15 protein-coding genes and 1 riboswitch are annotated in these 26,082 nt (G+C 66.6%); of the genes, 8 read left to right on the forward strand and 7 right to left on the reverse strand.

The features are described 5' to 3' along the window. Positions 1-331: 331 nt before the first annotated feature. From ACQGNJ_RS17985 to btuB, 3 genes are all read right to left on the reverse strand, one after another. A complete protein-coding gene (locus ACQGNJ_RS17985; RefSeq protein WP_426690614.1) occupies positions 332-3,895 on the reverse strand; it encodes an efflux RND transporter permease subunit in 3,564 nt (1,187 codons plus the stop codon). 147 nt (positions 3,896-4,042) lie between these two features. After that, complete coding sequence (locus ACQGNJ_RS17990; RefSeq protein WP_426690615.1) at positions 4,043-7,219, reverse strand: efflux RND transporter permease subunit; 3,177 nt, start codon at positions 7,217-7,219, stop codon at positions 4,043-4,045. Positions 7,220-7,538: 319 nt separating this feature from the next. Beyond that, positions 7,539-9,389: a TonB-dependent vitamin B12 receptor gene (btuB, locus tag ACQGNJ_RS17995; protein ID WP_426690616.1), complete on the reverse strand. Its 1,851-nt coding sequence runs from the start codon at positions 9,387-9,389 to the stop codon at positions 7,539-7,541. A 133-nt stretch (positions 9,390-9,522) separates the two neighbouring features. Then, positions 9,523-9,753, reverse strand: a riboswitch (cobalamin riboswitch). A 421-nt stretch (positions 9,754-10,174) separates the two neighbouring features. Between btuB and ACQGNJ_RS18000 the strand changes: the two genes are divergently transcribed. Both ACQGNJ_RS18000 and ACQGNJ_RS18005 read left to right on the forward strand, forming a co-directional pair. Next, complete coding sequence (locus ACQGNJ_RS18000; protein ID WP_426690617.1) at positions 10,175-13,225, forward strand: TonB-dependent receptor; 3,051 nt, start codon at positions 10,175-10,177, stop codon at positions 13,223-13,225. A 165-nt stretch (positions 13,226-13,390) separates the two neighbouring features. Next, complete coding sequence (locus tag ACQGNJ_RS18005) at positions 13,391-15,010, forward strand: tetratricopeptide repeat-containing sulfotransferase family protein (RefSeq protein ID WP_426690618.1); 1,620 nt, start codon at positions 13,391-13,393, stop codon at positions 15,008-15,010. A 190-nt stretch (positions 15,011-15,200) separates the two neighbouring features. Here the strand turns inward: ACQGNJ_RS18005 and ACQGNJ_RS18010 are convergent, their stop codons facing one another. Beyond that, positions 15,201-16,073 (reverse strand): sulfotransferase family protein, encoded by an 873-nt coding sequence (locus ACQGNJ_RS18010; protein ID WP_426690619.1) that lies wholly within the window; start codon positions 16,071-16,073, stop codon positions 15,201-15,203. 39 nt (positions 16,074-16,112) lie between these two features. On the opposite strand from ACQGNJ_RS18010, the gene ACQGNJ_RS18015 reads away from it, so the two are divergent. Next, on the forward strand, positions 16,113-16,796 hold the full coding sequence (locus ACQGNJ_RS18015; protein WP_426690620.1) for a hypothetical protein: 684 nt from the start codon (positions 16,113-16,115) through the stop codon (positions 16,794-16,796). Positions 16,797-16,882: 86 nt separating this feature from the next. On the opposite strand, the gene nagA is transcribed toward ACQGNJ_RS18015, so the two are convergent. The 3 genes from nagA to ACQGNJ_RS18030 all read right to left on the reverse strand — a co-directional run bounded on the left by nagA (position 16,883) and on the right by ACQGNJ_RS18030 (position 19,927). After that, the gene (gene nagA, locus ACQGNJ_RS18020) at positions 16,883-18,031 is read right to left on the reverse strand and encodes an N-acetylglucosamine-6-phosphate deacetylase (protein WP_426690621.1); all 1,149 of its coding nucleotides are present in this window, start codon (positions 18,029-18,031) and stop codon (positions 16,883-16,885) included. Between the two features lie 102 nt (positions 18,032-18,133). Continuing rightward, a complete protein-coding gene (locus ACQGNJ_RS18025) occupies positions 18,134-19,165 on the reverse strand; it encodes an SIS domain-containing protein (protein ID WP_426690622.1) in 1,032 nt (343 codons plus the stop codon). A 9-nt stretch (positions 19,166-19,174) separates the two neighbouring features. Beyond that, positions 19,175-19,927, reverse strand: a complete 753-nt coding sequence (locus ACQGNJ_RS18030) for a GntR family transcriptional regulator (protein WP_426690623.1) — start codon at positions 19,925-19,927, stop codon at positions 19,175-19,177. Between the two features lie 223 nt (positions 19,928-20,150). Here ACQGNJ_RS18030 and zwf point away from each other — a divergent pair, with 223 nt between their 5' ends. The 5 genes from zwf (at position 20,151) to ACQGNJ_RS18055 (ending at position 26,079) form a co-directional block, all read left to right on the forward strand. Next, positions 20,151-21,614, forward strand: coding sequence for a glucose-6-phosphate dehydrogenase (zwf, locus tag ACQGNJ_RS18035; protein WP_426690624.1), 1,464 nt, complete (start codon positions 20,151-20,153; stop codon positions 21,612-21,614). 143 nt (positions 21,615-21,757) lie between these two features. Further along, positions 21,758-22,471, forward strand: a complete 714-nt coding sequence (gene pgl / locus ACQGNJ_RS18040) for a 6-phosphogluconolactonase (RefSeq protein WP_426690625.1) — start codon at positions 21,758-21,760, stop codon at positions 22,469-22,471. 104 nt (positions 22,472-22,575) lie between these two features. After that, positions 22,576-24,393 (forward strand): phosphogluconate dehydratase, encoded by a 1,818-nt coding sequence (gene edd / locus ACQGNJ_RS18045; RefSeq protein WP_426690626.1) that lies wholly within the window; start codon positions 22,576-22,578, stop codon positions 24,391-24,393. A 131-nt stretch (positions 24,394-24,524) separates the two neighbouring features. Then, positions 24,525-25,172 carry a bifunctional 4-hydroxy-2-oxoglutarate aldolase/2-dehydro-3-deoxy-phosphogluconate aldolase gene (gene eda, locus ACQGNJ_RS18050; RefSeq protein WP_426690627.1) on the forward strand — a complete coding sequence of 216 codons (648 nt, stop codon included), beginning with the start codon at positions 24,525-24,527 and terminating at the stop codon, positions 25,170-25,172. Positions 25,173-25,266: 94 nt separating this feature from the next. Beyond that, positions 25,267-26,079, forward strand: coding sequence for a TlpA family protein disulfide reductase (locus ACQGNJ_RS18055; protein ID WP_426690628.1), 813 nt, complete (start codon positions 25,267-25,269; stop codon positions 26,077-26,079). The last annotated feature ends 3 nt before the right edge of the window (positions 26,080-26,082 follow it).

Genomic DNA, 26,082 nt, shown 5'->3' on the forward strand with positions numbered 1-26,082 from the left:
GCGATGAGCGCGTCCAACGCATGGTGGAAACCACCCTGGGACGCCCCGCCACGTGCCGCCCGCGCGGACGGCCAAGGCTGGTCGGTGCAAGGAATAGGGCTTAAGGCAAGTATCCCCCGACAAAGCCGGGGACTTTAGTTATGTGAGAGCCGCTCGAAGCGGCTTGGACGGAGTCGCTGACGCGGCCCCTCTGTTGTGGCCACCGTGCGGTGGCCGACCTATCTCAGCAGCTGCAACTGCTCCAACCGCCGATCCTCTTCCTCCTGATTGCGGATGTGCGTGCGGAACGGCGCTCGACTGCGACTCACTTGCAGTCCTGCCGCCGAGAGAATCAGTGCCGGCTCCGGGCCAGTCGCAGGCGCCCAATGCGTCGGGCCAGGAAGCCTGAGGTCGACTCGCTGAAATAGGCCTTGGTGCGTTTGCTGAACACGCCCCAGCCCACCGCAGTCAGCATCGCGGCAGGAAGGATGATCCCGATCGGGTTGCCGCCGGGCGCCCCCGGCGGCGCCATCGCCAGCATCGCAAGCTGGCCCAGTACGGGCAGGCCCAGGATCACGGCGAATACGCCGAACAGGGCGAAGCGCGCGCGGCGCCTGTGTCGCAGCACGGCAACCCCCAGCATGAGCAAGGTCACGCCAAGCACCAGCAACACGATCGAGGCGATCGGGGCCTTGTCCCCCATCTTCGCTGCCACACCCGGGATCAACAGGGCGAGCACCCCAACCAGCACCTGGACAGCGCCCAGCACGATGCTGCCGATCGCCAGCCACTGCAGCCGCCCCGGCATCAATCCTCTCGCGTGCCGACCCAGGCGATCATGGTTGAACAGATAGATCGCCGGCGTACTCAACAAGGTCAGCAGCTGCGACACCAGCAGTCCGCCGACGATGGCGATGCCCAGCGGCTGGCGCATTTCCGAACCGATGCCGAAACCGATCGCCAGCGGCAGCGCGGCGCCCATCGCCACCAGGGTGGTCATGGTGATCGGGCGGAAGCGCACCAGCGCGGCTTCGCGGATCGCCGCGGGGGCGGACAGGCCGCGTTCGCGTTCGGCGACGAGGGCGAAGTCGACCATCAGGATCGCGTTTTTCTTGACGATGCCGATCAGCATCAGGATCGCGATGATCGCCATCATCGAGATCTGCGTCTGCGTCACCAGCATGGCCAGGAACGCGCCGGCACCGGCGGCCGGCAGGGTCGACAGGATGGTCAGCGGGTGGCCCAGGCTTTCATAGAGAATGCCCAGCACGATGTACATCGCCAGGATCGAGCCGAGCAGCAGCACCATGCCGTTGGACTTGAACTTCTGCAGGCGCTCGTTGGCGCCGGTGTATTCGACCTTCATGCCGTTGGGCAGACCGACCGCGAACGCCGCCTGCTCGACCAGCTTCACGCCGCGATCCTGCGGCACATCCTTGGCCAGGTTGTAGCTGATGGTGGAGGCTTCCAGCTGGTTGTGATGGCGCACGCGCAACGGCGCGATGTTCGGCGCAATGGTGGCCAGTGCGGACAACGGAATCATCTGACCCTGCTCGTTGCGCACGCGGATGTTGAGCAGCGACTCGGGGCTCACGTTCTGCGCGGCGCCCGTGCTGAGCACCACCGCGTACTGGTTGATGTCGGAATAGATCTGCGACACCTGGCGCTGGCCGAACGAGTTGTACAGCGCCGAGTCGATGGTGCCGACGCCGACGTGCAGGCGCGCCGCCGCCTCGCGGTCGATCTTCAGCAACTGCTGCTTGCCGACCTGGTCGAAGTTGCTGCCGACGTCGCGGAATTCCTTGACCGTGCGCATCTGGCGCACCAGCTTCAGCACCCACGGTTGCAGATCCTCGCCGTTGTTGCTGATCAGCTGGAACTCGTACTGGCCACCGCCGTCGCCGCTGCCGCCGCCGCCGAGGAACTGCGCGGCGCTGACCGAGACCTTCACGCCGGCGAGCTTGTCGTACTGTTTCGACAGCCGCTCGACCACCTGCTTGATGCCTTCGTGCCGCTCGCCCGCACCGCTGCCGCGCGGCTTCAGGTCGACGAACATCTGTGCGCTGTTGCCGACCGCGCCGCCGCTGTTGTTGCCGCCCAGCATGGTCAGCTGGTCGAGCACGGTGGGTTCGGCCTGCATGATCTTCGCCACCGCCAGCGTGCGCTCGGTCATCTGCGCTGGCGAGATGTTGGCATCGGCGCGGATGTCGACCTGCAGCTGGCCGGTGTCCTCGTCCGGCATGAAGGTGCCGCCGGCGGTCTTGGCCACGGCGAAGCCGAGCGCGAAGGTGAGGAACAGCAGGGTCAGCGGTTGCCAGCGCATGATGCGGCGATGGTGCATCGCCCAGTCCAGTGCGCGCTCGTAGGCCTGCAGCAGCCGGCGATCGAAGTTTTCCACCGCCCGTTCGATCCGCCCGGGCGGCTTGCGCGTGGCCGGCTCGTGTTCCAGCATCCAGGCGCACAGCGCCGGGGTCAGCGTCAGCGAGACCAGCGCCGAAATCACCACCGCGGCGGTCAGCGTGACCGAGAACTCACGCAGCAGCATCACCAGCATGTTGTTGCCGAACAACAGCGGTGCGAACACCGCCACCAGCGACAGGGTGATCGAGATCACCGTGAAGCCGATTTCGCCGACGCCCTTGAGCGCCGCCTGCATCGGCGGCTCGCCGCGTTCCATGTGGCGCACGATGTTCTCGATCACCACGATCGCGTCGTCGACCACGAAGCCGATGCACAGCACCAGCGCCACCAGCGACAAGGTGTTGAGCGTGTAGCCCAGCGTCCACATCACCACGAACGCGCCGGCCAGCGACAGCGGCACGCTCAGCGTGGCGATCAGGGTCGGGCGCAGCCGGCGCAGGAACACCAGCATCACCATTACCACCATGGCGATCGAGATCAGCAGCGCCACCTGCACTTCGTGCAGCGCCGACTTGGTGGTCTGGGTGAGGTCGAACACCGGCGCCATGCTGATGTTCGACGGCAGCGAGGCACGCAGCTGGGGCAGTCGCGCGCGGATCGCCTCGACCGTGGCCACCGCGTTCGCTTCCGGCCGCTTGCTGATCTGCAGGCCGACGGTGTGCTGGTCGTTGAACCAGGCCGCCTGGTACTCGTCCTGCTGGCCGCTGTAGACCTTCGCCACGTCGGACAGCCGCACCGGCGTGCCGTTCTTCACCGAGATCAGCAGGTGGGCGAACTCGGCCGCCGTCTGCAGGCCGTCGGTGGCGCTGACCGTCATCTGCGTGCGGCCGTCACTGAGGATGCCTTGCGGCGAAGTGACGTTGGCCGCGCGCAGCGCATTGGCCACGTCATTCGCGGTGAGCTTCTTCGCTGCCAGCGCGGACGTGTCCAGCTCGATCCGCACCGCATGTGGGGTACCGCCGAACACCTGCACCTGGGCGACGCCGTCGATCTGCGCCACCGCCGGTTTCAGCAAGGTATCGGCCAGGTCGAACAGCCGGTCCTGCGGCATGCCGTCGGAGGTCAGCGTGATGAACAGGATCGGGATCTGCGAGGTGTCGAACTTGAAGTACTGCGGCGGCGCCGGCATGCCGGTGGGCAGATCGACGGCGGCCGCGTTGATCGCCGCCTGCACATCGCGCGCGGCGCTGTCGGCGGTGCGATCCATGGTGAAACGCACCATTACCGAAGCGGATCCCTCGTTGGCGTTGCCGTACATCTCGTCGATGCCGGGAATCCGCCCCAGGTGGCGCTCCAGCGGTGCCAGCACGGTGTTGGCCATGGTCTGCGCACTGGCGCCGGGCTGTTGCGCCACCACGTAGACGCCGGGGAAATCCAGCGATGGCAACGCCGCCACGCCGAGCAGCAGGTAGGCCCACACGCCGGCCAGCATCAGGCCGATCGCCAGCAGCGAGGTGCCGACCGGGCGGCGGATCAACGGCGCAAAGACATTCATCGCGCCCACACCGGCAGGTGGCGATGGCACAAGGTGGAGAGGGGCAAGGCGAGAGTTCCGTTCATGCGGGCTTTATGCCCGCTTGCAGGCGGTGGCGAATGTGCCTGAAGTCCACACCCTGCCGGAAGGCAGGGGTCGGTCGCGCGGCTATTTTGGCAGCGCCGGCATCTGCTGCTGCAACAGGCGCTGGCGCTGGATCTCTGCGCGCAGCTTGCGCCGTGCCGCCTTGCGCTCGCGGTGGTCGTGCTGCCACAGGTAGATCGCCGGTGTGCTCAGCAAGGTCAGCAACTGCGACACCAGCAGGCCGCCGAGGATCGCGATGCCGAGCGGCTGGCGCATTTCCGAGCCGGTACCGAAACCGATCGCCAGCGGCAGCGCCGCGCCCATCGCCACCAGGGTGGTCATCGTGATCGGACGGAAGCGCACCAGCGCGGCTTCGCGGATCGCCTCCGGTGCGGACAGTCCGCGGTCGCGTTCGGCGACTAGGGCGAAGTCGACCATCAGGATCGCGTTCTTCTTCACGATGCCGATCAGCATCAGCACCGCGATCACCGACATCAAGGTCAGCTGGGTATGCGTGAGCAGCATCGCCAGGAACGCGCCCATGCCGGCAGCCGGCAGGGTCGAAAGGATGGTCAGCGGATGGATCAGGCTTTCGTAAAGAATGCCCAGCACGACGTACATCACCAGGATCACCGCCAGCAGCATGATCAACGCGTTGTTCAACGCATCGACCAGGTTCTTGTTGTCGCCGCTGTACTTCTTCTGCACGCCGGTCGGCAGCTGCGCGGCGAACATCGCCTGATCGACCAGCTTCAGCCCCTCGGCCTGGGTGACGCCCTTGATCAGGTTGTAGTTGATCGACGCCGATTCGATCTGGTTGAAGTGGCTGATGCTGACCGGTGCGATGGTCGGCTCGATCTTCGCCAGCGCGGACAGCGGCACCATCTGACCCTGGGTGTTGCGCACATAGGTATTGAGCAAGGTGGCCGGGCTCAGCGAATCGGCATTGTCGGCGACCAGCACCACCCGGTACTGATTGATGTCCGAATAGATCGTCGACACCTGGTTCTGGCCGAACGCGTCGTACAGCGCCGAATCGATCTGGCCCATGTTGACGTGCAGTCGCGCGGCGGCGTCGCGATCGACCTTGAGCATCTGCTGCTTGCCGATGCTGTCGAAGCTGGTGCTGACGTCCCTGAACTGTTTCATGCCACGCATGACCTGGGCCAGTTTCAGCGTGGGCCCCTGCAGCGGAATGCCGTCGTTGCTGCTGAGCTGGAACGCGTACTGCCCGCCACCGCCACCACCGGGGCCGCCGCCCTGGATGAACTGCACCGCGGTCAGCGACACGTCGAGGTCGGTGACGGTCGCGTAGTACTTGCTGAGCCGGTCGACCACCTGCTGCGCCGAATCGTGGCGGTCGCCGGGGCCGTCGCCGAGCGGCTTGAGGTCGACGAAAAGGGTCGAGCTGTTGCCGACCGAACCATTGTTCTTGCCGCCGCCGAGAATGGTGGAGACGTCGAGCACGGCCGGATCGGCCTGCATCACCGCGGCCATCGCCTGCGTGCGCATGGCCAGCAGCGCGGGCGAGATGTTCGCGTCTGCCCGGATCCGCGCCTGCAGCAGGCCGGTATCCTCTTTCGGCATCAGTCCGCCGCCGGCGGTCATCACCACCGCCACGGCCATGCCGATGGTGAGCACCAGCAGGATGATCGGCTGCCAGCGCATGACCCGGCGATGGTGCATCGCCCAGTCCAGCGCGCGCTCGTAGATGCGCAGCATGCCGTTGTCGAAGCGCTCGGCGATGCGCTCCAGCCGGCCCGGCCTGCGCGAACCTTCCGGTTCGTGCGCCAGCCAGGCGCCGCACAGCGCCGGGGTCAGCGTGAGCGAAACCAGCGCGGAGATCACGATGGTGGCGATCAGGGTCACCGAGAACTCGCGCATCAGCATGGTGAACATGTTGTTGCCGAACACCATCGGCCCGAACACCGCGATCAGCGACAGCGTGATCGAGATCACCGTGAAGCCGATCTCGCGCACGCCGGTCAGTGCCGCCGGCAGCGGCCGCATGCCCTTTTCCATGTGGCGCACGATGTTCTCGATCACCACGATCGCGTCGTCCACCACGAAACCCACGCACAGCACCAGCGCCACCAGCGAGAAGATGTTGAGGGTAAAGCCGAGCATCCACATCAGCACGAACGCGCCGGCCAGCGACAGCGGCACGCTGAACATCGCGATCACGGTCGGCCGCAACCGGCGCAGGAATACCAGCATCACCAGCGCCACCATCACGATGCTCATCAGCAGCGCCACTTCCACCTCGTGCAGCGCGGAGACGGTGGTCGGGGTCAGGTCGAAGATCGGATGGATCTCCACGTCGGCCGGCATCAGGTGGGTGAAGCCCGGCAGCGCGGCGCGGATCGCCTCGACCGTGGCCACCGCGTTCGCGTCCGAGCGCTTGCTGATCTGCATGGTCACCGCACGGGTGCCGTTGAACCACGCCGCCGCGTACTTGTCCTGCTGTCCGCTGCTGACCGTGGCCACGTCGGACAAACGCACCGGCACGCCGTTGCGGCTGGCGATCACCAGCGAGGCGAAATCCCCCGCGCTGTGCAGCGCGTCGTTGGCGGTCACCGTCATCCGGGTGGCGCCATTGCTCAGCGTGCCTTGTGGCGAGGTGACGTTGGCTGCGCGCAGCGCATTGGCCACGTCGTTCGCGGTAATCCCCCTGCTGCTCAGCGCGCCGGTATTCAGCACGATCCGCACCGCATGCGGCGCACCGCCGGATACGGTCACCTGGGCCACCCCGTTGATCTGCGCCACCGCCGGCTTGAGCAAGGTGTCGGTGAGGTCGTAAAGCTGATCCGGCGGCAGGCTGGTGGACGTCAGCGAGACCAGCAGCACCGGGATCTGCGAGGTGTCGAACTTGATGTAGCCCGGCGGGCTGGGCAGGCCGGTCGGCAGGTCGGGGGCGGCGGCGTTGATCGCCGCCTGCACATCGCGCGCGGCTTTGTCGGCACTGCGATCCATGTCGAAGATGACCTGGATCTGCACGCCACCCTCGCTGGCGCTGGAGAACATCATGTTGACCCCGGGGATCCGCCCGAGGTGACGCTCCAGTGGTGCCAGCACGGTGCTGGCCATGGTCTGCGCGTTGGCACCCGGCATCTGCGCGAACACCGCCACGCCAGGAAACTCGATCGACGGAAACGCCGCCACGCCGAGCAGCAGATAAGCCCACAGCCCGCACAACATCAGGCCGATGGCAAGCAATGAGGTGCCGACAGGGCGGCGAACCAGCGGTGCGAAAATATTCAAGAGGCCTCCCGGACACGCAAGCATACCGGCAGAGTCCATCGCACAGGCAGGCGCGGAAGCGGGAAGGCCGTGTCGAGAGTTCCGTTCATGCCGACCTTATGCCAGCTTGCCCTGCCCGGCGTACGTGCCTGAAGTCCCTGTCGTGCCCGATGGCAGGTGCTCCGACGCGCGTCTCGGATATGGCGCAGTCAGGCAGGTTGGGGTGAGCGTAGCGAAGCCCCAACCTGCCTGACCTCGCACCTCGCAGGGGGCACGGCCCGCCGCTTTTGGTTACCGCCAGCAGCCGGCGGGCCGTGCCCGCCCTGCGAGACGGTCAGGTTCAGCGATTGTCCGGGCTGTAACGCAACGTCAGGAACCCGCTGCGGCCGGGCTGGTTGAAATACCACACGGTTTCATAGTGGCGATCGAACACGTTGGCCAGCCGCGCCTCCACCTGCCAGTCAGCTGCAAAGTGCCAGCTCGCGCGCAAGTCGGTAGTGGCGTAACCGCCCAGCGGATGCGCATTGGCCGCATCGTCGTAGCCGCGCCCGGCGCCGTTGACGGTGGCGCCGATGCCGAACTCGCCGAAGCGGCGATCCAGATCCACCCGTGCGGTGTGTTCGGGCCGGCGCGGCAGCACGTTGCCGCCGTTCACCCCACCATCGTCGTTGCGCGGCTGCAGCCAGGTGGCATAACCCTGCAGCTGCCACCCGCCGAGGTTCACGCCGAGCTGGCCTTCCACGCCGCGAATGCGCGCCTTGCTGATGTTCATCGGGAAGTAGTTGCTGTCCAGCGCGATCAGCTGGTCAATGCGCGTCTGGTAGGCGTTGAGCGCCCAGTTCCACGTGGTCAGCTGCTGGCTCAGGCCGAGCTCGGCGCTGCGCGATTTCTCCGGCTTCAGGTCCGGATTGCCGCTGCCATACGGGTAGTACAAATCATTGAAGGTTGGCGCGTGGAAGGCGCTGCCGTAGCTGGCCGACAGTTTCAGGCCGCCATCGAAGTGATAGCCCCACGCGGCCGCGCCGGTGTCGTGATTGCCGTACTGGCTGTTGTGGTCGCGCCGCGCCGACAACTGCACTTCGTGACGGCCGAACGTGCCCTGATACTGCGCGTAGCCGCCGGTGTCGTTGCGACGGCTGGCAAGGAAGCCGGTGTCGCTGTCGATCTTCTCGCCCTGCCAGTCCACGCCGAGGGTCAGCAGCTGGTTGTCGGCCAGGCTGACGTCGTTCTGCCACGCGGCCTGGTTGCGACGCGAATAGATGTAGCCGACGAAGCTCTGGTTCTCGTAGTTGTCGTAGCGGTCGAGGTTCTGGCCCACGCTCAGCGTGGTCTTCCATGCTGCCGTCGGGTTGAGGCTGAAGGCGGAGCCGGCGGTCTGCTGCACCGTGCGGCTGCGGTTCTGGTAGCTGCCGTCGAAGTGGATCTCGCCCAGGCTGCGCAGCCAGCTGCCGCTGAGTTCGGCGCCGTTGTCCCAGCGGTAGCCGCCGTTGGCCACCAGGTTTTCGTTGCGGTACGGATCGTTGTCCGGCTCGTTGGCGTAGCAGCCGGCAAACACCGTGCCGGCGCCCTCGCGGCAGGCATTGATGCCGCGGGTGTGCTGGGCGCCCACCGCGAGGTTGTACCAGGCGTGACCATTGCCGCCGGACAGGCCGAACTGGCCGCGCAGCAGGTTGTGGCTGCCGGTGGTCACGCTGAAAGACGGCAGCAGCGCTCCATCGTGCGAGCTGCGGCGGGTGAAGATCTGGATCACGCCGCCGATCGCGTCGGCGCCGTACAGGCTGGAACGTGGCCCGCGCACGATCTCGATCCGCTCGATCTGTTCCACCGGCAGCTGCTCGAACGCCGCCAGGCCATTGCCCACCGAACCGATCCGCACGCCGTCGATCAACACCAGGGTGTGCGAGGAGTTGGTGCCACGCAGGAACAGCGAGGTCTGCTGTCCGTAGCCGCCGCTGTTGGCGAAGCTCACGCCCGGCAAGCCGGTCAGCAGGTCCGCCAGCGACAGCGGCTGCAGCCGCTCGATGTCGGCGCGGGTGATCACGCTGACCGACGACAGCGCATCGTCCACGGTGATCGCCGTGCGCGTGGCGGTGACGATCACCGCGCCCGGATTGACTGCATCGTGTTGGTCGGCCGCATGCGCGGTCAGGGTGGCGGCGAGCAGCGCTGCTGCCAGCAAGTTCTTCTTCATGTCCGTTCGTTCCTCAAGGCCATGCACCCTCGCGCACAGCCATCGTTCAATGGACTGGGAGCGCGCACGGGGAAGACGGAACGACGGGCAGGCGGAATCGACCGACACGTGGTTCGGCCTCGCCCACCGCGAGCCACCAGGAATCGTTCGGGCCGGTCTCCGGGCTGGCGAGTGGCATGCGTGGATCGCATGCCCCGAACGACGCCTTCCCGTGCCGTGCACAGTGGCATTCGCCGTTCGTGGATCTCGCTTACCGTTGCGGGGGCAGCGCCGGCCTTGCAGTGTGTTCGCACACCACGCACCGGCTTCCCGTTTCACCCCTGCAGCGCAAAGCCTTCGGGGCACCTGAACCGCGCAACTCTAGCGTCGACGCCCGTTCGGCGCAATCAAGCAAGCCGCCAGCGGGCCTCTTCGCCGCCCGGCCCGGCGGGTTTCGCCATTATCTGAAATGCCACGGGGCATTTTCGCGAGAAGTTGTTGGGCATTAACAATAATCGAAATATCTTGCGAATAACTCGCCAGGGCATCGCAATTTTTTACTAGTTGATAATATTTATTGAACATTTTGTTGACGCCAGCGTTTGACTGGATTTATGTTCGGAACAGAAGGTTGCTGGACGTCACGGATACAGGGCTGCCGCATCGGCTATCTGCCTGACCGACTGGAACATTCGGTGGTCGCCAGTCTGCCTTCGACCAGCGCGCCACCAGCTTGCTGCTCAACTACTTGATCGATTTACGCCACTCGGCTTTCGGGCCTTCTATACCGGGGAGATTCATTACCAATGAGCAATCACAATAAAAACCGCAATCCGCACTGGCGCCGCACCGCGCTTGCCCTGGCTTTGAGCATGAGTCTTGGCGGCGTCGCCATGGCCCAGTCCACCACGGGCTCGATCTTTGGCCAGGCGCCGGCAGCGGCCGGCGAAACCGTCGTTGCCACCAACACGTCCGGCTTGACCCGCGAAGTAGCGGTTGACAGCGCGGGTCGTTTCCAGATCAGCAACGTGCCAGTGGGTACCTACACGGTCTCGCTGAAGAAAGACGGCACGGTCGTCGACTCGCGGAAGGTCTCCCTGGCGCCCGGAGCCGGCACGAACGTGACCTTCAATGCCGAAACCACCTCGCTGACCGCGGTGACTGTTTCGGCCAACGCGCTGCCCGCCATCGACGTTTCCAGCGTCAGCTCCAGCACGGTCATCACCGCGGCCGACCTGCAGAAACTGCCGATCGGCCGCAACGCGGAGTCCATTGCGCTGCTCGCCCCGGGTACGGTCAAGGGCAGTGGCTTCTTCGGCAACGCGGTCGCCTTTGGCGGTTCGAGCGTATCGGAGAATGCTTACTACGTGAACGGCTACAACACCGGCGAGCCGTACAAGAACCTGGGCGGCTTCGCGCTGCCCTACGGCGCCATCGACCAGCAGGAAACCCTCACCGGCGGCTACAGCGCCAAGTACGGTCGTTCCGACGGTGGCGTGATCAACCAGCTCGGCAAGCGCGGCACCAATGAATGGCACTTCGGTGGCCAGGTGGTATGGCAGCCGCGGTTCCTCGAAGGCACGCCGGTCAACAATCGTTATGGCAACCCGGCGATTCCCGCCGACGTTGTCAATCCGGCCAGCCCGGATGGCTACACGCATTACCAGCTGGAAGACCCAAGCAAGCCGGGTACGCTGAACCAGTACCGCAACGACAACAAGCGGTGGGAGACCACGTACTCCGCCTATGTCGGCGGTCCGCTGATCAGGGACAAGTTGTTCATCTTCCTGGCAGCCGAAACCACCAGGGACCAGATCACCAATGTGGAATCGGCCGCCAGCCAGAAGGTCCAGTACCTGCGCGACAAGAACACCAAGTTCTACGGCAAGCTGGACTGGAACATCACCGACAGCAACATCCTCGAGCTGACCGCGCTGAACCAGCGCCAGGCCAACGGTGCCGGCAAGACCTACCTGTTTGACAACAGCACGCTGAAGTCGGGTGCGTTCAGCAACAACAACGATGTGACCAAGGACAACGCGCAGTTCTACCTGGGCCACTTCACCAGCTACATCACCGACGCGGCTACCTTGAGCGTCCTGTACGGCAAGGCCCATTTCCAGGACCCGGTTGTTTACGGCAACAAGAGCCCGTTGCCCTTCATCTCGCGGCCGTACAACGAGAATCCGGCTTACCTGCCGCCGGGCACCGGCCCGAACGGCATCGTCAATGCCCAGGGCAACACCACCTGGACCTCGCCGCAGGCGAGCAATGCCACGCACGGCCTGCGTGCCGACTTCGACTACCGCCTGGGCGACCACGACTTCGCCGTCGGTATTGACAACATGAGCTACAAGGCCAGTCATCAGGGCCCGGATCAGCAGAACCCGTTCAACCCGGCGGTGAACTACTACTGGCGCTACTTCCCCACCTACGTGCAGAAGCGCACGGTCGGCTGGGCCACCAGCATGACCATGACGCAGAAGGCCTACTACCTGCAGGACGACTGGCAGGTCAGTTCCAACGTGCTGCTGAACATCGGTATCCGCAACGACCATTTCACCAACTACAACGACGTGGGCAAGGCGTTCGTCGACGAGAAAAACCAGTGGGAGCCGCGTATCGGCGCCAGCTGGGACGTGAATGGCGATTCCTCGTTCAAGATCTACGGCAACGTAGGCCGCTACTACCTTGCGCTGCCGGACAACGCCGCCGAGCGTGCGGCGAACCGCTCCACCTACCTCACCCAGCCGTTCAGCTACACCGGCATTGACGCGAATGGCGTACCGACCGGGCTGACCGCGCTTGCCCCGGCCACCTCGCCCGACGGCGAGTTCGGCCTGCCCAAGGATCCGCAGCAGGTCACCGCGCGCAACCTGAAGCCGGAGTACGTGGATGAGTTCATCGCGGGCTTCGACAAGAAGCTCAACGACAACTGGACCTACGGCGCCAAGGCGATGTGGCGCGACCTGAAGACGGCGATCGATGACGAGTGCCAGCCGGGCCAGATCGCCGCCAAGATGACCAGCATGGGTCTGGACCCGAGCCTCTACGGCAACTCGCTGTACGGAGCCTCCTATTGCCGCCTGATCAACCCGGGCCTGACCAACACCATGCTGGTGAAGTCCGACGACGGCAGCAGCAGCGTGATCGTGCCGATGACCCAGAAGGATTGGGGTTACATCCATGGCGTCCGCCGCAAGATCGGCTCGCTGAACCTGTATCTGGAGCATCCGTTCGACGGCAAGTGGATGGGTCGCGTGGATTACACCTTCAGCCGTGGCTTCGGCAACACCGAAGGTCAGGTGCGTTCGGACTTCGGCCAGGGCGATGTCTCCAAGACCGAAGACTGGGATAGCTGGCAGTTGATGCAGGGCCAGGACGGTGATCTGTCCAATGTGCGCAAGCATGCGATCCGCTTCCGTGGCGCCTACCAGATCACGCCGGAATGGCTGGTCTCCGGCACGCTGCTGGCGCAGTCCGGCACGCCGAAGGAATGCCTGGGTTACTACGGCACCGATGGTGTGGGCGACCCGACCGGCTACAACAATGGCGGCAGCGGCAACTACCACTGGTGCCACGGCGTTCTTCAGCCGCCAGGCAAGGCTGGCCATACCCCGTGGACGGAGCAGGTCAATCTCGGCGTCCACTATGCACCGGCGTTTGCCGACCACAAGCTGGGCTTCAACCTGGATGTGATCAATGCGCTGGACCAGCAGAGGCCCGTGCAGACCGACGCAGCTGGCGAAAGCGCCTACGACGGTGTCAATACCGTGTTCGTCAACAACAGCTACGGCGACGGCATCTTCTGGCAGCCGCCGCGCACGGTGCGCCTGTCGGTCCAGTACGACTACTGATCGCTGACAGCGGCTGAAACTGGCCGAACCAAGCCACCGACCCTCCGGTCGGTGGCTTTTTTATATCCCGCTGTCGAGCCCTTCCCGGAATGACGGCACGTCGTGCGTTCGTTCCAGGCGAGGTGCGGCTCCACGGCGGGGCACCCGTGAAGTTACTATCCGAAAATGACCACCCAGAATCCTTCCGACGCAGAAAACCGCGCGCGCCAGCACGTCAGGCAATGCATCAACAACCGGCAATGGGAGGCTGCGCAAGTCGCCCTGGAGGCGCTTGCACGTCACCTTCCCGATGACGTTACCGTGTTGCTTGAGCTGGCTGACGTGCTGTTCCAGCGAGGCCAACTTCGAGCATCGACGGCACTGCTGCTTCGCGTAGCGCATCGACTCCCGCGGGATGCGCCGTTCATCATCAGCGTGGCGCAACGTCTCGTCGCCGTTGGCGAGACGCTGGCGGCGCGCAGCTGTCTCGATCTGCTCTCCCAGGCGCCCGCGCTACCACCGGAACTGCTGGTCGGTCAGGCCCACCTGCGCTTCATGCTCGGCGAGATCGCGCCGGCCAGGGCATTGATGGAGCGAGCCATGGCAGCAGGTATCGATACACCGGGCGAGCACCACCTGTACGCGATGCTGCTGCAGTTTGACGGTGACCTCGACAAGGCCTGCGCGGTGCTGGAGGGCTGCCTCCGGCGCTGGCCGCATTTCGGTGATGCCGCGATGGTGCTGGTCAACCTGCGCAAGCAGAAACCCGAAGCCAATCAATTGGCTTTCGTGCAGGAACAACTGCAGCGGCTCCCGCCGCACGGCGAGAAGCCGGATGCCATGTTTGTGCGCGCTGAATTCGAGTACGCGCAATTCAAGATACTGGACGACCTCAAGCGTCACGAGGAGGCATGGCCTGCCCTGGCGCGGTGCAATGCGCTCATGCACGAGCTCAACCCGTACGACGCGACGGGCGAAGCCGCCGTTACTGATGCGCTGATCGACATGCCGTGGCCGAACAACCGAACTGCCGCCACCCGATCCCGCTCCGGGTCCGACGGCCCTGTTCCCATCTTCATCGTCGGCATGCCGCGCTCCGGCACCACCCTGCTCGACCGGATGCTGTCCGCTCACTCCGGAGTTCTTTCAGCCGGCGAGCTGATCGACTTCTGGCGCCAGCTGCACTGGCAGGCCGACGTAACCCCGGCCCGGACCGATGGGCTGCTGGCAGTTATCCGGCGCAGCGCGGAGCTCGACTACGCCGAACTGGGTGCGCGCTATCTCAAACAGACCCAGTGGCGCGCGCAGGGTCGCGCCTACTACATCGACAAACTGCCGGCCAACATCCAGATGGTCGCCTTCATCCGCCGCGCCTTGCCGCACGCTCCGATCCTGCACATGGTGCGCGACCCGGTCGACACCTGCTTCTCGAACTTCAAGGCGATGTTCGGCAATGTTTCGTCCTACAGCTACGACCTGCAGGCGCTGGCCCATTACCACGGCCAGTACGCGCGCCTGGCCAGCCATTGGCACGAACGACTGCCCGGAGCGATGCTCGACGTCTCCTATGCGGAACTGGTGCGCGAGCCCGAAGCCACCTTGCGCGAAGTACTCGCACACTGCGGGCTCGCGCTCGAGGAAGGCTGCCTGCATCCCGAACTCAACCCCGCTCCGGTCGCCACCCCGAGCAGCGCCCAGGTGCGGGAATCGATCCACACGCGTGGCCTGGATCAATGGCGTCCCTATGCAAAACAGCTGGAACAACTGCGTGCGTCCATCGGCGAGATCACCACCGGCACAGGATGATCGTGCCTGGCGCGCAGCGATGCCATTCCGCGGCGGCGGGCTCCAGCATGGGCACGAGGCCAACGACCTCCGCAACCGCGCGCCACGTCAATGGACCAGCCGCCAGCAAGTCGTCACCCAAGGCACGGAAAGCGCTGCTGAAAATCATGCCGGCCGCCTGGGCGGGTACGACCTCCCCACCTGCCACGAATCAGTCCGTCCGGAGTCCCGTCGGGGCCACGGTCGCCTGCTGGCGCAATGGCTTTTCGAGCATCCTTAGCAACGGTGTCAGCTGCTCTTCGTAGTTCCGCCACTGCCCCAGGCTGCGCGTGTGGATCGGCTCGCGAACCTGGATATTGCTCGGCGTTGCCACCGGCGCCACGTTGCCCTCCGGACGCAGGCACGCCGCCTCGAACTCCAGGCCGCAGTGTTGCAGCACCCGACGCAAGCTGGCTTCGGGCGTACGCACCAGTTCCGCATAGGAGACGTCGAGCAACGCTTCGGGCAGGTGTTCGCGCCAATGGCTGGCCAGGCGCGCGTACTGGCCGTGGTAATGGGCCAGCGCCTGCAGGTCGTAGCTGTATGCGGAAACCTTGCCGAACATGGCTCGATAGTTTGAAAAGCACACCTCCATCGGGTCGCGCACCATGTGCAGGATCACCGCATGCGGCAGGGCGCGGCGGATGAAGGCGACCATCTGGATGTTGGCCGGCAGCTTGTCGATGTAATACCTGTGCCCCTGCGCCCGCCACTGCGTCTGTTTGAGATAGCGCGCGCCCAGTTCGGCGTAGTCGATCTGCGCACTTTGTTCGATCGCCTTCAGCATGCCGCCCGCGGGCACGTCGGCAGCCCAGTGGAACTGGCGCATGAAGTCGTTGATTTCACCGGCGGAAATCACCTCCGGATGATTGGAAAGCATGCGATCGAGCAAGGTGGTGCCGGATCGTGGCATGCCAACCACGAAGATCGGCGTGGGACCCGTGAACTGCGGCGCCGCACGGGCGGGCGCATCGCCTGCGTGCCTGATCAAGGCATCCGTGACAGCGGTCTCGATCGACGCATCGTACGGGTTGAGGGCACGCATCAGGGCATTGCTCCTGGACAGCGCAGCCCATGCCTGGTCATGGCGACCGAGATCATCGAGCTCCTTGAAAACCGCCGCCTCGAATTCAGCCCGGACGAGATTGTCCGATGGCGTGGCGTTGTCTGTCGGAAACCGGCGAAGCTGTCCGTGCAGGAAGTCGAGATGGTTGCTGGCCGGCGTCTGCTTGCGCAAATTGGCCAGGGCCATCGCAGCGCCGCCAAAGAACGGCCAGCGGCGAAGACATTCCTCAAGCACCTGCCCGGCACTGGACACCTCGCCGCCGAACTGGAACATCATGGCATGCAGGTAGAGATCATCCGGCGCCTCACTGCCCGCGGCCAGCGCCCGCTTGAGCGCCGCCCTGCACTCGGCGAATTCACCGAGCGCCGAGCGCAGTTGCGCCTGTTCGGCCCACAGCTCGGCTGGTGCATCGCCCAACTGCGCGAGGTGGTCAAGGCAGGCACGCGCAGCAAGTACTTCACCGACGTGACACAGCTGCTGTGCCAGTTGGAGCACCAGCCAGGGATCATCCGGCAGGCGTGTCTCGGCGACCTGCAACCAGTGCGCCGTGGCGGCTCGCGGCTGCTCCCGCCGGAGCATCACCTGGGCCAGTTCCATGCGGAAGAAAGGCTCGCGCGGCAGGCGCTGGACCAGTGCCTCGAGCGCGGCCTGCGCCGCGATCAGCTGTTCGGTTTCCAGGTATTGCCTGGAGCGACGCCATAGGCGGCTTTCCGCGGCGGAAAGATTCTGGGGATTCATCGCGCGATGATAGCGGCACGTAACGGCGCAAGCGACGGCGCGGTCTTCGCTCAGCCCGCGCGGTCAGCCACGCCGCCAATCCAGCTTCGCGCAACGGCGTAGTCGTCATCCAGCACGACCAGGTCGGCGCGATAACCCGCGGCGATGCGCCCGTGGCTTTCGCCCAGACCGAGAAATGCGGCCGGATAGGTGCTCGCCATGCGTACTGCTTCGTCCAGCGGCAGGCCCAGCATCTGCACGGCATTCCGTACCGCGCCAGCCATGTCCAATGCCGAGCCGGCCAGCACGCCTTGGGCGGTCTGGCAGATGCCGTCCCTGACGGTGATGGTCTCGCCGTTGAGCACATAGTCCGGGTGGTCCGAACCCACTGGCGGCATCGCATCGGTGACCAGCAGCATCTGGCCGCGCGGCTTCGCGGCGATCGCCACGCGCAGGCTGGCCGGATGCACGTGGTGGCCGTCGACGATGATGCCGCACCAGCTGCCGGCGTCCTCCAGCGCGGCGCCGACCACGCCGGGTTCGCGGCTGCCGAACGGGGTCATCGCATTGAACAGGTGGGTGAAGCCACGCACGCCGGCATCCAGCGCGGCGCGGGTGGTCGCGTAGTCGGCTGCGGTATGGCCGGCGCAGACGATCAGCCCCGCATCGACCAGCGCGCCGATGCTGGCCAGCGGCACCTGGTCCGGGGCCAGCGTGATCAGGCGCACACCGCGGCGTGGTGCGCACAGCAGCGCCAGTTCGTCGCTGCCCGGCGCGTGGAAATACTTCGCGTCGTGCACGCCCTTGCGTGCCGGCGCCAGGTACGGACCTTCCAGATGGATGCCCAGCACGCCGGGCACGCCTTCGGCCAGCGCCTGCTCGACCGCCCGCAACGCCTCGGCCATCACGGCGGGGTCGTCGCTGATCAGCGTCGGCAGGAAGCCGGTGGTGCCGAAGCGTCGATGCGCCGTGCCGATCCGGCGCAAGGTCGCCACCGTGGGCGCTTCATTGAACAGCACGCCACCGCCGCCATTGACCTGCACGTCGATGAAGCCGGGCAGCAGCATGGCGCCGCGCAAATCGTGTTGCTCCGCGGCGCGCGCGCGCGGATCGGTCGGCGGCAGCAGATCCACGATGCGCTCGCCATCGAGCAGCACGGCGACATCGTTGCGCCAACCGTCGGGGGTGAGTACGCGGGCGTTGGTGAGGGCGATGATCATGGGCGAGAAGTGAGTGGAGAGGAGTGAGAAGTGAGAGAAGGCGGCGTCGGGGCGGGACAGAAGGTTCGGCTCGCTCTCACCCCTCACCCTCTTCCCTCACTCCTATACCGTTTCGGTCACCTTGTTGAGATGCGGCGGCACGTCGGGATTGAAGCCGCGGCGCAATGACAGCTCGCTGGCGGCGCGATAGAAGCTCTGGATGATCAGCAGCGGGGTGACCAGGGCGGGCAGTCCCGCCGCCACCGGCAACGTCCCCGCGCCGTGCAGGCCGGGTGCGGCGACGAACACCTGCGCGCCGCGGCCGCGGAAGTCGCGCGCGACGGCCAGCGTGCTGTCCAGCGTGTCGTCGTCCTGGGCGAAGCACAGCACCGGGAAATCGGGGCCGACCAGGGCCATCGGGCCATGCTTCACCTCGGCCGCACTGAACGCCTCGGCGTGCAGGCCGCAGGTTTCCTTGAATTTCAACGCCGCTTCCAGCGCGATGCCCAGGCCGTAGCCGCGGCCCACCACAAACAGGTTGTGGGCATCGACCAGACCGTCGCTCAGCGCCGACCAGTCGGCATTCCAGTTGTCCCGCAGCGCCTGCGGCAAGACGCCGAGCGCCGCCCCGAGTTCGGCGTCACCCAGCCAGCGCGCGCACAGATGCAGCACCGCCGCCAGCGCGGCGAGGTAACTCTTGGTCGCCGCCACGCTGCGCTCGGGGCCGGCATGCAACGGAATCACCGTGTCGGCCAGCCGCGCCAGCGGCGAATCCTCGACATTCACCAGCGCCACCACCCGTGCGCCGGCCCGTTTCGCCGCCTCGGCGTTGCGCAGCAGGTCGGGGCTCTTGCCCGACTGCGAGATGGCGATGAACAACGCGCCCTGCCATTGCTGCTCGGCCGCATACACCGAAGTCACCGATGGCGACGCCGATGCCGTGGCGATGCCAAGCCGGGTTTCGAACACGTACTTGGCATAGGCCGCGGCGTGATCCGAACTGCCGCGCGCGCAAGTCACGATGAAGCGCGGTGGATCGGCGCGCAGCGCCAGCCCCAGCGCGGACACCACCGCCTCGTTGGCGGCGAACTGGCGCGCGACCACCTCGGCCGATTCGTGCGCTTCCTGGAACATCAAGGTGTCGCGGGCGTCCATGGGCATCCTTCAGTCGGTCTGCAGTTCGGCGACGAAGTCGTAGATGTCGCCGCGGTACCAGGAACAGGTGAACTCGACCACGCGGCCGTCGTCGAGAAAGCTGCGTCGTTCGATGCTCAGTCCGGCGCTGCCCACGTTGACGTGCAGCAGCCGCGCCTGTTGCGCATTCAGCGACACCGCGCGCAAGCGCTGCAGCGCGCGGCGCGGGCGCGCATCGAGTTTTTCCAGCGCCTCGTACAGCGAGTCGTGCACCAGCATCGGGTCGGGCAGCACGCTGGCCGGCACCACGCTGCGCTCGATCGCCAGCGGCTCGTCCTGGCCATAGCGCACGCGATGCAGTCGCACCACCAGCGACCCGGGCGACAGGTTCATCGCCATCGCCTCTTCCGGGGTGACCTCGCCGATGCCGCGCTCGAAGAACTCCGAGCGCGGGCGCAGGCCGCGATCGCGCAGGTCCTCGGTGAAACTGGTCAGCCGCGACATCGGCTTGACGATGCGCTCGGCGATGAAGGTGCCGGCGCCATGCCGCTGGGTCAGCAGGCCGTCTTCGACCAGGCCGGCGATCGCCTTGCGCACGGTCACCCGCGACAGCTTCAGCACCTGCGACAGATCGCGCTCGCTGGGCAACGCCTGGCCCGGCTCGATATCGCGGTGCTCGACGATGTTGCGGATCGCCCGGCGCAGGCGCAGATAGGCCAGCGGCTGGTGCGTAGTCGGATCCTGGCAGATCCGGCGGTATTCATTGACCAAGGCAGTTTCCATAACCGCAACCATACCAATGGCAAACCACTAACCGCAACCCCATTCTTTTCCCGGCCCGGCCGGAACCGCCTCAGACAACGCATTCACGGGCGATTGCCGGCAGGAATGAATTCGTATGCAGCCCGGTAGTCGTTCTGGTATTTCACTGGTACTATCAACGCTCATCCGGGCAAATCGTGCCATCCGGCCTGCCCGCCATCCGGCATCGTGTCGAGGTGACTGCGTGACTGCTTCTACCCAATCGGTCGATCCCTTCGACCTGGTGATCTTCGGCGGCACCGGCGATCTGGCCGTGCGCAAACTGCTGCCGGCGATGTTCCACCGCTTCCTCGATGGCCAGATTCCCGCCAGCAGCCGCATCGTCGGCGTGGCCCGCGAGACCCTCGACGACGATGCCTATCGCGCCCAGTTGCGCGAGGCGCTGGTCGGCATCTGCGATGCGCGCCGGCTCGACGTGTTCCTGCAGCAGGTGTTCTATCGCCCGCTGGACGCGCGCAAGGACGAGGGCTGGGACGACTTCGCCCACTTCATCGGCAGCGCACCGGAACACATCCGGGTGTTCTACCTGTCGACCTCGCCGGAATTGTTCGTCGACATCTGCAACCGGCTGGGCCATTACAAGCTCAACGAAGGCGCCTCGCGGGTGGTGCTGGAGAAGCCGATCGGCCGCGACCTGGCCAGTGCGAACCAGATCAACGACGCGGTCGGCAAGGTGTTCAGCGAATCGCAGACCTTCCGCATCGACCACTACCTCGGCAAGGAGACCGTGCAGAACCTGCTGGTGCTGCGCTTCGGCAACGCGCTGTTCGAGCCGCTGTGGAATTCCGCGCACATCGACCACGTGCAGATCACCGTGGCCGAAACCCTCGGCGTGGGCCATCGCGGCTCCTATTACGACCGTGCCGGCGCGCTGCGCGACATGGTGCAGAACCACATGCTGCAACTGCTGTGCATGGTGGCGATGGAGCCGCCCTCGTCGCTGGCGCCCGATGCGGTGCGCGACGAGAAACTGAAGGTGCTGCATTCGCTCAAGCCCATCGACGACAGCAACGCGTCCCAGCTCACCGTGCGCGGCCAGTACCGCGCCGGCGTGGCCGATGGCGCCAGCGTGCCGGGCTATCCGGAGGAACTGGGCAACAACAAGTCGAACACCGAGACCTTCGTGGCGCTGAAGGCGGAGATCGCCAACTGGCGCTGGGCCGGCGTACCGTTCTACCTGCGCACCGGCAAGCGGCTGCCCAGCCGGGTCTCGGAAATCGCGGTCACCTTCAAGCCGGTGCCGCATTCGATCTTCGGCAGCGACGCCGGCACGCTGGCGCAGAACCGGCTGGTGCTGCGCCTGCAGCCGGACGAAGGCGTGAAGCTGTGGCTGACCATCAAGCATCCGGGCCCGGGCGGCCTGCGCCTGCGTCATGTGCCGCTGGACATGAGCTTCGCCGAGGCTTTTGGCGTGTCGCAGCCCGATGCCTACGAGCGCCTGCTGCTTGACGTGGTGCGCGGCAATCCCACCTTGTTCATGCGCCGCGACGAGGTGGAGGCCGCCTGGCATTGGGCCGGCCCGATCCTCGCCGCCTGGGCCGACAGCGGCGAGCCGCCGCGGCCGTACACCGCCGGCAGCTGGGGTCCGAGTGCCGCGGTGGCGCTGATCGAGCGCGACGGCCGCACCTGGAACGAAGACGGTGAATGAGTCCGCGCCCGCCTGCCGCGTTTTCCCGCGGCCCCGGGCGCGGCTTCACTCCGCCCTGCCCACGCGCGCGGCAGACTTCACCTTCCTCCCCAACGCGATGCGCGCCGGCAGTCGCTGACTTCCCGAGCGCGCCACCATCCGTCATGACCCCATCCCTGAACGTCACCACCCACAGCTTCACCGACTGCCGGATCCAGGCCAGCGCGCTGGCCGAGCGCATCGCCGAGCGCCTGCGCACCGCACTGGCCGAACGCGGCCATGCGCTGCTGGCGGTGTCCGGCGGCAGCACGCCGAAGGAGCTGTTTGCGCGGCTGTCGCGCGAACGGCTGGACTGGTCGCGGGTGCAGGTCACCCTGGTCGACGAACGCTGGGTGCCCGACAGCGACGAGCGTTCCAACGCACGCCTGGTGAAGTCGTTGCTGCTGCAGCATGACGCCGCTGCGGCGCAATTCGTTCCGCTGTACACCGGCGACGCGTCCCCCGAAGCCGGGCTGGCCACCGCCGATGCGCGCATCGCCGCCTTGCCGCTGCCGTTCGACGCGGTGGTGCTGGGCATGGGCGACGACGGCCACACCGCGTCGTTCTTCCCCGGCGGCGACCATCTGGCCGAGGCGCTCGACCTGGACGGCCACGCGCGCGTGTTGCCGATGCATGCCGGGGGGGCGGGCGAACCACGCATCACGCTCACCTTGCCAGTCCTGCTGCAGACCCGTGCGCTGTACCTGCTGGTCACCGGCGAGAAGAAGCGCGACCTGCTCGCCGATGCGCGGCTCGGCCTCGGCGCGGCGCGGGACTATCCGGTGCGCGCGGTGCTGACCCAGCAGCGGGTGCCGGTGGCGGTGTACTGGTGCCCGTGAAAGCGCGAAGTGAGAGACGAGGAGTGAGAAGTGAGAGAAATGCACCGATCACTTGCGCCTTCTCGCACTTCTCACTCCTCTCCACTCACTTCCGGATTTGAATCATGACCACGTTGCATCCCGTCGTCGCCGAAGTCACCGAACGCCTGCGCGAGCGCAGTCGCGAGACGCGTGCGGCCTATCTCGCGCGGATCGACGCGATCGACCGCAGCGGTCCGCAGCGCGAGCACCTGTCCTGCGGCAACCTGGCGCACGGCTTCGCCGCCTGCGGCACGGAAGACAAGGCCGCGCTGCGCAGCGGCCGGCGCGCCAACCTCGCCATCGTCACCGCCTACAACGACATGCTCTCGGCGCACCAGCCGTACGAGCGCTATCCCGCATTGATCCGCCAGGTGGCGCGCGACGCCGGCTTCACCGCGCAGGTCGCCGGCGGCGTGCCGGCGATGTGCGACGGCATCACCCAGGGCCAGCCCGGCATGCAGCTGTCGCTGTTCTCACGCGACCTGGTGGCGATGGCCACCGCGGTGGCGCTGTCGCACGACATGTTCGACGGCGCGCTGTACCTGGGCATCTGCGACAAGATCGTGCCGGGCCTGCTGATCGGCGCGCTCAGCTTCGGCCATCTGCCCGGCGCATTCGTGCCAAGCGGGCCGATGCCCAGCGGCATTCCGAATGAGGAAAAGTCCAAGGTGCGCCAGGCGTTTGCCGACGGCAAGGCGAGCAAGGCCGAGCTGCTGGAAGCCGAGGCCGCGTCGTACCACGCCGCCGGCACCTGCACCTTCTACGGCACCGCCAACTCCAACCAGATGCTGATGGAGATCATGGGCCTGCACCTGCCCGGCGCCAGCTTCACCACGCCGGACACGCCGCTGCGCGACGCGCTCACCGCCGAGGTGGTGCGCCGGATTGCCGCGCAGAGCGCGCTGGAAGAGGCGTTCCTGCCGCTCGGCCACATCGTCGACGAGCGCGCGATCATCAACGGCGTGATCGGCCTGCACGCCACCGGCGGCTCGACCAACCACCTGCTGCACCTGGTGGCGATCGCGCACGCCGCCGGCATCGCGCTGCGCTGGGACGATTTCGACGCGCTGTCCGGCGTGATCCCGCTGCTGGCGCGCGTCTATCCCAACGGCTATGCCGACGTGAACCAGTTCCATGACGCCGGCGGCATGGCCTTCCTGATCGACCAGCTGCTCGGTGCCGGCCTGCTGCATGGCGACGTGCAGACGATCTTCGGCACCGGCCTGGACGGCTACGCGCAGATCCCGCAACTCGACGACAGCGGTGCGCTGCACTGGACGCCCGTGTCCAGGCAGAGCGGCAACCGCGGCGTGCTGCGCGGCATCGACGAACCGTTCCGCGCCGACGGCGGCCTGCGCATGCTCGAGGGCAACCTCGGCCGCGCGGTGATCAAGGTGTCGTCGGTACCGGACGATCGCCTGCTGATCGAGGCACCGGCGATCGTGTTCGACGACCAGGACGAAGTGGCCGGCGCGTTCAAGCGCGGCGAGCTCAATCGCGACTTCGTGGCGGTGGTGCGCTTCCAGGGCCCGCGCGCGAACGGCATGCCCGAGCTGCACAAGCTCACCCCCACGCTGGCGCTGCTGCAGGATCGCGGCCATCGCATCGCCCTGCTCACCGACGGCCGCATGTCCGGCGCCTCCGGCCGCGTGCCGGCGGCGATCCACGTCACCCCCGAAGCGGTGGCCGGCGGCAACATCGCCAAGATCCGCAACGGCGACATGATCCGGCTGGATGCCGCGAACGGCCGTCTGGACGTCCTGATGGAAGCGCACGAACTGGACGCCCGCCTGCCGCATGTCGCCGACCTGTCGCGCGAACACAGCGGCATGGGCCGCGAACTGTTCAGCCTGTTCCGCCAGGCTGCCGCCAACGCCGACCTCGGCGCCGGCGTGCTATAGCTCTGCTCCCTCCCCTGCTTGCAGGGGAGGGCCGGGGTGGGGTCCGCCCTTGATCTTCCCCGCAACCCTGAGCAACCCCCTCCCAACCTCCCCCTGCCGGCAGGGGGAGGAGCCAAGAATCGGAGCATGACGTGACCAGTCACATCGAACACAAGCAGCAGCAAGTCGGCGCCCTGATGCGCCTGACGCCGGTGATACCGGTGGTGATCATCGACGACGCGCGGGCCGCGGTGCCGATGGCGCGCGCGCTGGTGGCCGGCGGCACCCCGGTCATCGAAATCACCTTGCGCACACCAGCGGCACTCGATGCGATCCGCGCGATTGCCGCCGAAGTGGAAGGCGCCGTGGTCGGCTGCGGCACCGCGCTGACCGCACGGGATCTGCAGGCCGCGCAGCAGGCCGGCGCCCGTTTCGCGGTGTCGCCCGGCACGTCGCCGCGCCTGCTCGACGCCGCCGACGACAGCGAACTGCCGCTGCTGCCCGGCGTGGCCACCGCCAGCGAGGCGATGGCCTTGCTGGAGCGCGGCTATCACCACCTGAAATTCTTTCCCGCGGTGCCCGCTGGCGGCCACAAGCTGCTCGGTGCCTGGGCCAGCCCGCTGCCACAGATCCGCTTCTGCCCCACCGGCGGCATCAGCCTGGTCAATGCCGCGGACTTCCTCGCCTTGCCGAACGTGTTGTGCGTCGGTGGCTCATGGCTCACGCCCGCCGACAAGCTGGCCAACGGCGACTGGGCCGGCATCGAGTTGCTGGCACGCGAAGCGGCGGCGCTGGGTTGAATCGCGCGATGGCTGCAGCCGCCGCGTGCGGCCAGAACGGTATTGCTCCTCTTCGGCGCGCGCGCCGCGCGCCTCGTCGGCAAGGACGGGTCCCTTGAACATCGGACCGCTGGCCCTGTCGTCCGGCCTGCTGGCGCTGCTGTTCGGCGTGATCGCCGCCACGGCCACCGCCGGCTTCCTGCATCGGCGCGGTTACGCCGATGCCGGCAACCCGCTGTTCCTGGTGCTCGGCCTCGGCTTGCTGGCAGCGCGGGCCGCGTATGTAGTCGGCTGGTGGGCGCAGTATGCGGAGCAGCCGGCCACCATCCTGAATATCCGCGATCGCGGTTTCGACCCGCTCGCCGGTACGCTCGGCGTGGTCGTGGCGACGCTGCTGATCGCCTGGCGCCGCCCGGCACTGCGGCGACCACTGAGTGCAGGGGTGGCGGTCGGCCTGGCCGCCTCGGCATTCGCGGGTTTGCTGGCCTGGCGGCTCACCAGCCAGGCCCACCCCGCCTTGCCGCCGCTGGCGCTGGCGGACCTGGCCGGGCACGAGGTGGCCATCGAGGGATTTCGCGGCCAGCCCACGGTGATCAACCTGTGGGCCAGCTGGTGCGGCCCCTGCCGGCGCGAGATGCCGGTGCTGGCCGAGGCGCAACGCAGCATGCCGCAGTGGCGCTTCGTGTTCGCCGACCAGGGCGAATCGGCTGCGGTGGTGACGCATTTCATGCGGGTGCAGCAGCTCACGCTGGACAACGTGCTGATCGACGGCAACCTGCAGCTGTCGAACCATTACAACGTGCGCGGCTACCCGACCACCCTGTTTCTCGATGCCGCAGGTCGCCTGCGCGACATCCACATGGGCGAGCTGTCGCGGGCCACGCTGGCCGAGCGGCTGCAGCGGATCCAGTCGCCGCCGGCGCGCTGATCC

This window comes from Rhodanobacter ginsengiterrae (genome assembly GCF_050026815.1).
Classification (GTDB): Bacteria; Pseudomonadota; Gammaproteobacteria; order Xanthomonadales; family Rhodanobacteraceae; genus Rhodanobacter; species Rhodanobacter ginsengiterrae.

Bases quoted from the DNA above. Each gene is read 5' to 3' on its own strand.
- ACQGNJ_RS17985 (WP_426690614.1), bottom strand. From the start codon at position 3,895: ATGAATGTCTTTGCGCCGTTGATCCGCCGCCCGGTCGGCACCTCGCTG.
- btuB (WP_426690616.1), bottom strand. From the start codon at position 9,389: ATGAAGAAGAACTTGCTGGCAGCAGCGCTGCTCGCCGCCACCCTGACC.
- ACQGNJ_RS18000 (WP_426690617.1), top strand. From the start codon at position 10,175: ATGAGCAATCACAATAAAAACCGCAATCCGCACTGGCGCCGCACCGCG.
- ACQGNJ_RS18005 (WP_426690618.1), top strand. From the start codon at position 13,391: ATGACCACCCAGAATCCTTCCGACGCAGAAAACCGCGCGCGCCAGCAC.
- ACQGNJ_RS18010 (WP_426690619.1), bottom strand. From the start codon at position 16,073: ATGCGTGCCCTCAACCCGTACGATGCGTCGATCGAGACCGCTGTCACG.
- ACQGNJ_RS18015 (WP_426690620.1), top strand. From the start codon at position 16,113: ATGGCGACCGAGATCATCGAGCTCCTTGAAAACCGCCGCCTCGAATTC.
- nagA (WP_426690621.1), bottom strand. From the start codon at position 18,031: ATGATCATCGCCCTCACCAACGCCCGCGTACTCACCCCCGACGGTTGG.
- ACQGNJ_RS18025 (WP_426690622.1), bottom strand. From the start codon at position 19,165: ATGGACGCCCGCGACACCTTGATGTTCCAGGAAGCGCACGAATCGGCC.
- ACQGNJ_RS18030 (WP_426690623.1), bottom strand. From the start codon at position 19,927: ATGGAAACTGCCTTGGTCAATGAATACCGCCGGATCTGCCAGGATCCG.
- pgl (WP_426690625.1), top strand. From the start codon at position 21,758: ATGACCCCATCCCTGAACGTCACCACCCACAGCTTCACCGACTGCCGG.
- edd (WP_426690626.1), top strand. From the start codon at position 22,576: ATGACCACGTTGCATCCCGTCGTCGCCGAAGTCACCGAACGCCTGCGC.